Here is a 10,694-nt window from a genome sequence, read left to right on the forward strand (position 1 = left end):
ATCACGGTGTCGGGCACGATCAGCAACGTCGGTGACACGCCGCTCGAGTCCGTGGACGTCCGGCTCCAGCGCGGCCCCCGGGCGGCCGGTGCCGAGTCGGTGCGGGCGCCGCTGGTGTGGTCGGAACCGTCCTTCGGGGTGCGCGGCGAGTTCGTGCAGGTCGCGGCGGCTCTCGACCCCGGGGAGTCGGTCACCTACCGCGTCTCCATGCCCGCCCGCGAGGCCCCCGGCCGGCCGGGCCCGGACCTGCAGCTCACGGAACCCGGCGTCTACCCGCTCCTGGTCAACGTCAACGGCACCCCGGAGGGCGGGTCGCCCGCGCGGCTCGACGACGCCCGCACCCTCCTGCCCGTCCTGGACGCCCCGACTCCCGGGCCGCTTCCGCGCGACGACGGCGAGGTGGGCGCCTCCGAGCCGGCGGACGGGACCGTCCCGGCTCCCGTTCCGCTGACCATCCTGTGGCCGCTGGCGGCGCCGCCGACCCGCATCGCACTCGTGCCCGGTGTGGACGGCCCGGACCCCGTGGTGGCCCTGACCGACCAGTCCCTGCTGAGAGACCTCTCGGAGGAGGGCCGGCTCACCGGCCTGCTGCGGGCCGCCTCCGCCGCGTTCGGGGGCGAGGGCGGGCAGGCGCTGCGCCGGGCGACGTGTCTGGCGGTGGACCCGGAGCTGCTGGGGACGGTGTCCGAGCTCGCCGCCGGCAGGCCGGTCGTGATCGACGACGGCGGCGGGCCCGCTGATCCCGGCCCGGTGTCCGGGGACGCCTCCCGGTGGTTGGACGAGCTCCGCGCGCTCGCCGCCGGCGGCTGTGTGGTGGCCCTCCCGGCCGCCCAGGCGAACCTCGACGTGGTGGGGGCGATCGGCGACACCACCCTGACCTCCGCCGCCCTGGATCGCTCGGACTCGGTGGAACGGATCCTGGACGTCGCCCCCGTGCCGGACGTCCTGGTGCCGGCCTCGGGGACGCTGGCCCCCGACGCCGCGCGGGCGCTGGCGGGCCCGGGGACCACGGTGATCGTCGCCGCCCCCTCCACCCGCACCGACACCGGGGTCGTGCCCGGCCCCGGTCTCGTCGGCCTCGCCGGAACCGACGGCGTGCGGGCCCTGACCTACTCGGCCACCCTGGGGGCCGCGCTCGCCGCGACCGGGTCGCTCCCCGAGAACCCGCGGTATTCGGATCCCGACACCCGGTACTGGCTGACGGCGGATTCCCCGGCGGCCCGGCTGCAGGACGCCCGCGCGGCGCTCCTCGCCCCGCTGCTCGAGCCCGGCTCCGACGCGGGAACCCGGGGGGTCCTGGCCGTGCCCCCGCAGGTCTGGACCGTCGACGAGGTGGCCGCGGGCTCCTTGCTCGACTCACTGGGCGATCAGCTGGCCTCGGGCCGGATGCGGGCGGTCTCGCTGACCGAGCGACTGGGTGAGCCGGTCACGGTCCCCGAGGGGAGCCTTGCCGAGGATCCCACCGGGGCGACCGATCCCGGGGCCGCCGACCCGTTCGCGGGAGATCCCGCGGGAACGACCGCGGAGCGACTGGAGGTCTCCCTCGAGGGCATCAGGACCCTCCGCTCGCTCGTGGACACCACCGATCCGACCTCCGTCGGCGCGGACAGCCACATCGACCCGCTGCTGGGTGACGCCCTGCGGGTGATCTCCGAAACCGGGCGCCGGGCGGACGGCGACGGCCTCACCGCCGAGACCGGCACCGGCACGGCGGCACGGCTCCGCTCCGCCACCCGACTCGACCGGCTGGGGGCTACCGTCTCGGCGTCGCTCGCCCGGGTGGACCTGCTGCCGCCGGGAAGCGTCTTCACCATGGCAAGCCCCAACAGCCCGCTGCTGCTGGTGACCCGCAACGCGCTGCCGTTCCCGGTGAGGGTGAACATCGAGGTCAGTGCGCCGGCGGCCATCCAGGTCGACCCTGTGGGCGTCATCCAGATCCCGGCGGCGGGGTCGCGGACGCTCCAGGTTCCCACCCAGTCCGACTCCGACGGCGGCGTCCGGCACACCGTGACCTTCGCCCTCTCCGCGCCCGGGGGTCAGGCGTTGTCCGCGCCGGTCGAGATCTCGGTGCAATCCGGCGGCTACCCGGTCGCGCAGGTCTTCGCCCTGGCCGCCGCCGCCCTCGCCCTCGCCCTGGGTGGTCGTCGATACCTGCGCTACCGTCGGGGAATCCTCGACCCCGCGGACGAAGGGCACCGACCGTGAACGACGAGCAGGGCCCCCGCGACCCCGAGCTGCGCCGACCCGACCCCGGGCTGCGGGACAGACTCCGCGAGCCGGGCAGTTGTGTCCTGCCCCGCCCCGTCTCGCCCCCGCCCGTCGCCGACTCGTTCGCGCCAGACGCGGTCCCGGACCAGCCACTCGTGTCCGGCTCGACCGGTGCGTCGCCCCGCGGCGGGGGGACCGGAGGTACCACGCGGGATTCCTCCGACGCCTCGGTGATGCGGTCCACGGGGTCGATGGCGGTGGCCAACCTCGCCAGCCGGATCACCGGATTCGTCCGGATGATCCTCATCCTCACCGTGCTCGGCCCGGCCGTCGCGTCGGCGTTCAACACCGCCAACACGCTTCCCAACATGATCACCGAGCTGGTCCTGGGTTCGGTACTCACCGCGATGTTCATGCCACTGCTCGCGAGGGCCGCGCAGGAGGACCCCGACGGGGGCGTCTCCTTCATCAGACGCCTGCTCACCTCGACCGCCGCGCTCGCGCTGGTCGCGACCGTGATCGCGGTGGCGTGCGCCCCTCTGCTCACCGACCTCAACCTGGGTGACGGCGAGGTGAACACCGACCTCGCCACGGCCTTCGCGTTCCTGCTGTTGCCGCAGATCTTCTTCTACGGCGTGTTCTCCGTGATGCTCGCGGTCCTCAACTACAACGGGGTCTTCCGCCCCGGGGCGTGGGCGCCGGTGTGGAACAACGTGGTCGCCATCGCGACCCTGGCGTTGTTCGCCGTGATCGGCACGGGGATCGACCCGGCGGAGCCCGTCAACCTGCTCAGCGCGCCGATCCTGCTGCTCGGACTGGGCACCACCCTGGGAGTCATCGTCCAGGCCGCCGTCCTCCTCCCGGCCCTGCGCCGCGCCGGCGTGGTCCTGCGCCCCCAATGGGGCCTGGACCCCCGGATCAGGCAGTTCGGTGGCAACGCCCTCGCCGGGGTGACGTACGTGGCGATCTCCCAGGTCGGTCTGGTGATGACCAACCGCATCGGGTCCGCCGCGGACGAGGCGGCCATCGCCATCTACGGCACGTACTGGCTGCTCCTCCAGGTCCCCTACGGGATCATCGGCGTCACTCTGCTCACCGCCATCAACCCGCGGCTGGCGGACAACGGCGTCGCCGGCCGCTCCGACGCCGTGGTGAGGGACATCTCGCTCGGGACCCGCCTGTCCCTGTTCGGGCTGCTCCCGATCATCGCCTTCATGACCGCGTTCGGACCCTCCATCGCCACGGGCCTGTTCCGCTACGGCAACTTCGACGCCCAGAACGCCGACATCCTCGGCCTCACCCTGGCATTCGGCGCGTTCACCCTGATCCCGTACGCGATCGTCCTGCTCCAACAGCGGGTGTTCTACGCCCGCGAGGACTACTGGACCCCGACCGTGATGATCCTCGCGATCACGGTCGTCCGAGTGGTGCTGTCCCTGATCGTCCCCTTGGTCGCGGACGAGCGCTCCCACGTGGTGATCGGCCTCGCCCTGGCCAACGGGGTCGGATGGGTCGTGGGAGCGGTCGCCGGGTACGTCCTGTTGCGCCGCAAGCTGGGGTCCCTGCGGGGACGCGAGACCGCCAGATCCGCGGTCTGGACACTCGCCGCCTCCGTCGTCGGCGCGCTCACGGCCCTCGTCGCGGACACCGTCCTCCCGCTGGACCTGCTCACCGATGCGGTGGGCAGCATCGGGTTCGTGGTCCGGGTCGGATTGGCCGCGGTCATCGCCCTTTCGGTCACCGGGCTGATCCTGTCCAGGTCGCGTCTGCCCGAACTCGACGCGGTCGCCCCCGTCGTCAAGGGTCTCGCGAGGCGGCTGGGGCGATAGTCGGGTGCCCCGCCTGGGGGACCGTACACTCGGAGTGGCTACGAGCGGTCGGGCCCGGTGGGCGGCCGCAGGATCGAGGAGGTCGACGGGTGGGCGAGGGCAACGGAGCTCCGGAGCACGATGCCATCCCGACCCCGCCCCTGCTCAGCGCGGGCGGTCTCGTCTCGGGTGGTCGCTACCAACTCCTCGAACCGTACGGCGGCGTCGCCGGTCAGGCCTTCTGGCGAGCGCGGGACAAGCGCCTCGGCCGCGACGTCGCACTGACCTTCGTCGACCCGCTCCCCGGCGAGGAGCCCCCCGGCTCCGCCACCGGCGTCCTCGACCGCACCGTGGCCCTGACCGGCGTGTACTCGGATGGGCTCGCGCGCGTGCTCGACGTGATCCGCGGTCGCGCCGGCGGGATCGTGGTGAGCGAGTGGGTACCCGGCCGCAGCCTGGCGGCGGCCGCCGGCGACCCCGATCCCGACTCCGCCGTGGCCGCGGTCTGGGGGCTCTCCGACGCCGCCACGAGAGCCGAGGACGCCGGCCTGCTCCTGGGACTCGACTCGCCGGACCGGATCCGTCTCACCGAGGACGGTCGAGCCGTCCTGGCGTTCCCCGGCGTCTCCTCGGCCGCCGACGGCCACACGGACGTCCGCGGGCTCGGTGCCGTGCTCTACACCCTCCTCACCGGGAGATGGCCGGGACCGCTGCCCGGCGGTTCCGAGCACCACCATCCCCTGGACGGCCGTCCGACCGTCGCCCCGACGGACGATGACGACGAGGTGGTCGATCCCACCGTCCTCGATTCCGGGGTGCCGCACGACTCCGCCGTCCTGGCGATCCGGTCCCTCGACGGGTCGTCGGTCAGCTCCGCCGCCACCGTGAGATCGATGATCGCCGACCGGGTGGGTGGGCCCGTCCGTCCCGCCCCGGCCACCGCCCCCACCGACCCCGACCCCGACCTCGGCACCGACCTCGGCACCGGCCCGGAGCCGTACACCCCCCCGGACGAGGAGACGCAGAAGCGGCGCTGGCAGATCATGGCCGGGACCAGTGCGGCGGCCGTCGTGGTGATCGCCCTGCTGTTCGCCTGGATGCTCGGCGCGTTCGCCGGGAGCCGGAACGACACCCCGCTGACCCAGCAGCTCGACGCGATCGAGCGCGCCGCCCAGGCCAGCCGGTCCGCCGAGTCCGCCGCACCCGGACCGGCAGACGGGGAGCAGGGGGAGGCCGCCCGCTCCACGCCGTCCACCCCCATCGCCGTCTCGGCCGTCACCTCGTGGCAGCCGACGTCGTCGGCGGGCACCGCGGAGAACTCCGCCAGCGCACCCGCCGCCGCCGACGGCGACCGGTCCACCTCGTGGTCCACCGACACCTATCTCAATCAGTTCGGCGAGAGCGGGGCTGCGTTCAAACCCGGTGTGGGACTGCTGTTCTCGCTCGACCGGGCGCAGGAGACCCGCCGGGTCGTGGTCTATTCGGCGGACGACGGCGTGGAGTTCGAGGTCCGCTCGGCCCGCAGCGCCTCGCCCACATCGCTCGACGAGACCACCCTGCTCGGGGACGGGACGGTGCGGGGCGGCTCCGGAGCGGTGACGATCGACAGCCCCGAGGAGTCCGAATTCGTGCTGGTGTGGATCACCAGGCTGGGCACCTCCGGTCCGCAGGCCTACGCCGCGTCGATCACCGAGGTCGAGCTCACACGCTGACCTCAGGGCACCCCGGGGGTCGCGAGATGACGTCCCCACTGCACACCGTGCCGGGTTAGCGTGACGCCCGTGAACACCGGTTCCGTCGACGCCCCCGCCTCGGTCGTGGAACGCCCGCCGCTGACGGCAGCGTCCTCCCTCACCGACGCCGAGCTGCTCGACGCGCATGTCGCCGGCGACCCCGATGCGTTCTCCGCCCTGGTCAGGCGTCATTACGATTACCTGTGGCGGTTGGCCATCCGCACCTCCTTCAACCGGGACGACGCGGCGGAGGCTCTGCAGGAAGCTCTCATGTCGGCCTACCGCAAGGCCGTCACCTTCCGGCACGCCTGTCCTGTGCAGGGGTGGCTCTACCGCATCGTGGTCAACGCCTGCCTGGACAAGATGCGCTCCCAACGGTTGCGCACGCACACCGAGCTCACCCCGACGCTGCACGAGGAGATCTCCCTCCGGGACCACTTCCATCAGGATCCCGCCTACGCGATCATCGTGGCCGAGGCACTCGCGGAGTTGCCCACCGAACAACGCGACGCGGTGGTGGTCGTGGACATGCTGCGGTGCACCGTCGCGGAGGCCTCCCACCTGCTCAACGTCCCGCCGGGCACCGTCAAGAGCAGATGCTCGCGAGGCCGCGCCAAGCTCAGCGTCCTCCTCCGCGGTGTGACGCTCACGGCATGAGGGAACAACGCCGACCCCTCACGTGTTGTCGCCTTAGGAGGTCCCACGGATCCGTGCAGTCCTCGTCACCCCACCCGCCAAGGAGCCCCCGAACCCATGAGCGACACCCTCCACGACGTGATCATCGTCGGATCCGGTCCGGCCGGGTACACCGCAGCCATCTACTCGGCGCGGGCCGAGCTCACGCCACTGGTGTTCGAGGGTTCCCAGTTCGGCGGGGCGCTCATGACCACCACGGAGGTCGAGAACTTCCCCGGATTCGCCGAGGGCATGATGGGTCCCGACCTCATGATGCAGATGAGGGAGCAGGCGGAGCGGTTCGGTGCCGACCTCCGCATGGAGGACGTCACGTCGATCGATCTGGTCGGCGACGTCAAGACCGTGCGAGTGGGGGAGGAGGAGCACCGCGCCCGCGCCGTGATCCTCGCGATGGGCGCCGCCGCCCGCTACCTCGGCATCCCGGGGGAGCAGGAGCTCCTCGGCCGCGGAGTGAGCGCCTGCGCGACCTGTGACGGGTTCTTCTTCCGGGACAAGCCCATCGTGGTGGTGGGGGGCGGTGACTCCGCGATGGAGGAGGCCACCTTCCTCACCAAGTTCGGCTCCTCGGTCACCGTCATCCACCGTCGCGAGGAGTTCAGGGCCTCCAAGATCATGCTCGAGCGGGCCCGTCAGAACGAGAAGATCTCCTTCGTCCTCAACACCACGGTCGACGAGGTGCTCTCGGGTCCCAGCGGCTCCGTCGAGAAGCTGCGACTCCGCGACACGGTGACCGGCGAGACCAGCGAGCTCGAGACCTCGGCGATGTTCGTGGCGATCGGCCACGACCCGCGATCGGAGCTCGTCCGCGACCAGGTCGAGGTGGATGGCGACGGATACGTGCTGACCGGGCAGACCACCGCGACCTCCCTGCCGGGCGTCTTCGCCTGCGGCGATCTCGTGGACCATCGCTACCGGCAGGCGATCACTGCCGCCGGCTCCGGATGTTCGGCATCGATCGACGCCGAACGGTGGCTCGCCGAGCAGGCCTGACAGCCCACCCCGTCACCCCCCACCGAGAGGACCAGCAGCATGGCTTCCACCACCCCGAACATCATCGACGTCACCGAGGCCGATTTCGCGGAGACCGTCCTCGCGGCCAGCGGCAGTAAGCCCGTGCTGGTCGATTTCTGGGCGACCTGGTGCCGCCCCTGCACCATGATGGCACCCGTCCTGGACGAGCTCGCCGGTGCCGAGGCGGACAAGCTGACCGTCGCCAAGGTCGACGTCGAGGCGAACCAGGAGCTGGCGGCCGAATACCAGATCACCGCGATCCCCGCCCTGCTGCTGTTCTCCGGCGGCGAGCCGGTCAAGCGCATCACGGGGGCCAAGTCCAAGTCCGCACTCCGCACCGAGCTCGGCGACGTCCTGTAGACCCCGCCCCGCGCGGGTGCGCCCCGGGCACGCCCGCCCCCGAGGCGGTATGTTCATCCGGGTACCGGACGAGTGGAACGTGAGGAGACCGATGGCGTGGCGACGTGGTGACCGTGGGCCCGAGGTGGCGTCCATCCGGGCCACCCTCGCCAGCATGGGCCTCCTCCACACCATCGACTCCGTCGGCGTCACCGAGCCGGAGACGGGATCGATACTGGCGCGGACCGATGCCGTCTTCGACGCCGACCTGGAGACCGCCGTCCTTGCCTTCCAGCAGGCTCGCGGGCTCATCTCCGACGGGATCGTGGGTCCGGCCACCCAATCCGCGCTTCAGGACGCCAGTCACGTGCTGGGCACCCGGGACCTGAGCTACATCGTCTCCAAGCCGGTCGCGGGAGACGACGTCGCGCAGCTCCAGCGTCGCCTGGGGGAGCTCGGTTTCTACGCGGGCCCGGTCGACGGGACCTTCGGTCCGCTCACCCACGCCGCGGTGACCGACTTCCAGCGGGACTGCTGCCTGCCCGCCGACGGAGTGGTCGGCGCGGAGACACTGGACACCCTCGGTCATCTGTCCTCCCTGTTCAAGGGCGGTGACGTGTCCTCCCTCGTCGAGAAGGAGCGGGCCCGCAGGGCGGGGCCCATGCTCGCCGGTAAGCGGATAGTCCTGGATCCCGGTCCCAGCGGTTCGGAGAACCCGATCCGCATCGAGACCCCGTTCGGCACGATCACCGACGCCGAGTTGCTGTGGGACATCACCCGGCGACTGTCCGAGCGGATGAACCAGGCCGGGGTCGAGGTCTTCCTCTCCCGCCCCGAGGCCATGATCCCGACCGATCCCGAACGGGCGGAGATCGCCAACGCGTTCAACGCCGATCTCATGATCTCCCTGCGCCTGGACCGTCACCCCAACCCGGTCGGCAACGGGATCGCGACCTTCTACTTCGGCAACTCCCTCGGGGCCGAGTCCATGCTCGGCGAGGCCTTGTCCGGCTTCATCCAGCGTGAGATCGTCAGCCGAACCGGCCTGCGCGACTGCCGGACGCACGGACGAAGCTGGCCGCTCCTGCGGATGACCCGCATGCCGTCCGTCCAGGTGGTCCTGGGGTACGCCTACAACCCCATGGATCTGCAGATCCTCGGCGACCGGACCGCCCAGGACACCATCGTCGATTCGATCCTCGTGGGCGTGAAGCGCCTCTATCTCCTTGACGAGGACGACCATCCCACCGGATCGATGTCGGTCAACGACCTCATCGACTTCGAGCAGCGCCAGCGGGACTGATCCCGCCGCTCCGGGCCGACACCCCGGACACGGACAGGACCCCCAGCTTCCGGGTGGCGAAGCCCCGCTCGGCGAAGAGCTGATCGAGCGCCCGCTCGACATCCGCCTTCCACAGATGTTCGCTCTCGATCTCGAGCCGCAGGCGCGGGTGGGTCTCGTGGTCCGCGACCACGGTGAAGCCGTGTTCGATCAGGAAGCCGGTCGGCGCGACACACGAGCCTGCCCCGCACATGTCACGTGACGTAATGGACCCCGTGTCCTGGGAGGTGACTCCGAAAGCCTCGATGGCCTTGATTCCGCGGCTTCGGAGATCGACCACCACCGCGTCGAGGAGCGAGGTCCGCGAACCCGTCGGCGCGTCCCGTTCCACGCTCATCCCCGCCAACAGGATCGCATCCGACCCGACCGGGGAGGTCGGGAAACACGCGGCGCGGGGAACCATCCCCGGTGGCGCGTAGAAGGCCGCGCCGGCGGAGTGCTCACCGTTCCGGGCGACCTGACCGCACACACCCCACTCCAAGGAGACATGGGAGATCCAGGCCTCCTTCTCGAACTCGGGGTCACCCGGGGCGGCGTCCCCCTCGTTCCCGTCCGTCTGCCAGTAGACGCACTTGCGTGCGCGAGGTCCGAGTTGGTCCACGGCCGAGAGGTCGAGCGGACGGATGGTGATCATCGTGATGGTCCGGTGGTCCCGCCCTCGAGCAGGGCGAGTACCCGTTGCAGGTCTTCGGTGTCACCCACGTCGATGGTGATCCGACCCTTGCGGCGGCCCATCGTCACGGACACGGAGGTCTCGAACCGGTCCGAGAGACGCCCCGCGACCGCCTCGAGGGCGGGATCGCGGTGGCCACCCCGGGGAGTCGGCCGCCGCGTCGGCTCCGCGCCTCGGGGGTCGCGATTCGCGAGCGTGACGATCTCCTCCGTCGCCCTCACCGACAGGCCCTCGGCGACGATGCGTGCCGCAAGCTCGTCCTGGGCTGCGGCACCGGCTTCCAGAGCGAGCAGCGCCCTCGCGTGTCCTGCCGACAGGACGCCCGCTGCGACCCGCCGCTGCACCGCGGTGGGGAGCTGGAGCAGCCGGATCGTGTTGGTGATGGCGGGGCGGGAGCGCCCGATCCGTAGCGCGAGTTCCGACTGGGTCACGTCGAACTCCTCGAGGAGCTGCTGATAGGCGGCGGCTTCCTCCAAGGGGTTCAGCTGCACCCGGTGGATGTTCTCCAGAAGGGCGTCGCGGAGGAGGTCCTGATCCTCGGTCTGGCGAACGATCGCGGGGACGGCCGTGAGCTGCGCGCGCTGACTCGCGCGCCAGCGTCGTTCGCCCATGATGAGCTGGTAGCGGCCATCCGGCATCTCGCGGACGACGATCGGTTGAAGGAGGCCGAACTCCTTGACCGAGTGGGCGAGTTCGGCGAGCGCCTCCTCGTCGAAGTGCGTCCGCGGCTGCTTGGGGTTGGGATCGATGCTCGACGGCGGGATCTCTCGATACACCGCGCCGGGATCGACCAGTTCGGTGGTTTCACGTGAAACAGCGCCGGCTCGCTCCGGCACCGTGCCCGACGAGCCCGGCTCGACGCCATCCCTCGCGCCGCGGTCCCC

Annotated in this window: 9 protein-coding genes; 7 read left to right on the forward strand and 2 right to left on the reverse strand. The window is 71.4% G+C overall.

What is annotated here, in order from left to right:
* The 7 genes from B4M60_RS01090 to B4M60_RS01120 form a co-directional block, all read left to right on the forward strand.
* A partial coding sequence (locus B4M60_RS01090) for a hypothetical protein (protein WP_291079515.1) occupies window positions 1-2,205 on the forward strand: 2,205 nt, incomplete at its 5' end.
* Window positions 2,202-4,037 (forward strand): murein biosynthesis integral membrane protein MurJ, encoded by a 1,836-nt coding sequence (gene murJ / locus B4M60_RS01095; protein WP_291079516.1) that lies wholly within the window; start codon window positions 2,202-2,204, stop codon window positions 4,035-4,037. The genes B4M60_RS01090 and murJ, both read left to right, overlap by 4 nt.
* An 89-nt stretch (window positions 4,038-4,126) precedes the next feature.
* On the forward strand, window positions 4,127-5,728 hold the full coding sequence (locus tag B4M60_RS01100) for a protein kinase family protein (protein ID WP_291079517.1): 1,602 nt from the start codon (window positions 4,127-4,129) through the stop codon (window positions 5,726-5,728).
* Between the two features lie 105 nt (window positions 5,729-5,833).
* Window positions 5,834-6,406, forward strand: a complete 573-nt coding sequence (gene sigM, locus B4M60_RS01105) for an RNA polymerase sigma factor SigM (protein WP_291079524.1) — start codon at window positions 5,834-5,836, stop codon at window positions 6,404-6,406.
* Window positions 6,407-6,502: 96 nt separating this feature from the next.
* On the forward strand, window positions 6,503-7,435 hold the full coding sequence (gene trxB, locus B4M60_RS01110; RefSeq protein ID WP_291079518.1) for a thioredoxin-disulfide reductase: 933 nt from the start codon (window positions 6,503-6,505) through the stop codon (window positions 7,433-7,435).
* Window positions 7,436-7,474: 39 nt separating this feature from the next.
* On the forward strand, window positions 7,475-7,816 hold the full coding sequence (gene trxA, locus B4M60_RS01115) for a thioredoxin (RefSeq protein WP_291079519.1): 342 nt from the start codon (window positions 7,475-7,477) through the stop codon (window positions 7,814-7,816).
* Window positions 7,817-7,907: 91 nt separating this feature from the next.
* Window positions 7,908-9,098: an N-acetylmuramoyl-L-alanine amidase gene (locus tag B4M60_RS01120; protein WP_291079520.1), complete on the forward strand. Its 1,191-nt coding sequence runs from the start codon at window positions 7,908-7,910 to the stop codon at window positions 9,096-9,098.
* On the opposite strand, the gene B4M60_RS01125 is transcribed toward B4M60_RS01120, so the two are convergent.
* Both B4M60_RS01125 and B4M60_RS01130 read right to left on the reverse strand, forming a co-directional pair.
* On the reverse strand, window positions 9,067-9,771 hold the full coding sequence (locus B4M60_RS01125; RefSeq protein ID WP_291079521.1) for a hypothetical protein: 705 nt from the start codon (window positions 9,769-9,771) through the stop codon (window positions 9,067-9,069). The two genes, B4M60_RS01120 and B4M60_RS01125, sit on opposite strands and share 32 nt — an antisense overlap.
* Window positions 9,768-10,694 (reverse strand): ParB/RepB/Spo0J family partition protein (locus B4M60_RS01130; protein WP_291079522.1); only part of this gene is annotated, 927 nt, incomplete at its 5' end. The genes B4M60_RS01125 and B4M60_RS01130, both read right to left, overlap by 4 nt.

The organism is Dietzia sp. UBA5065 (assembly GCA_002415925.1).
Lineage (GTDB): Bacteria > Actinomycetota > Actinomycetes > Mycobacteriales > Mycobacteriaceae > Dietzia.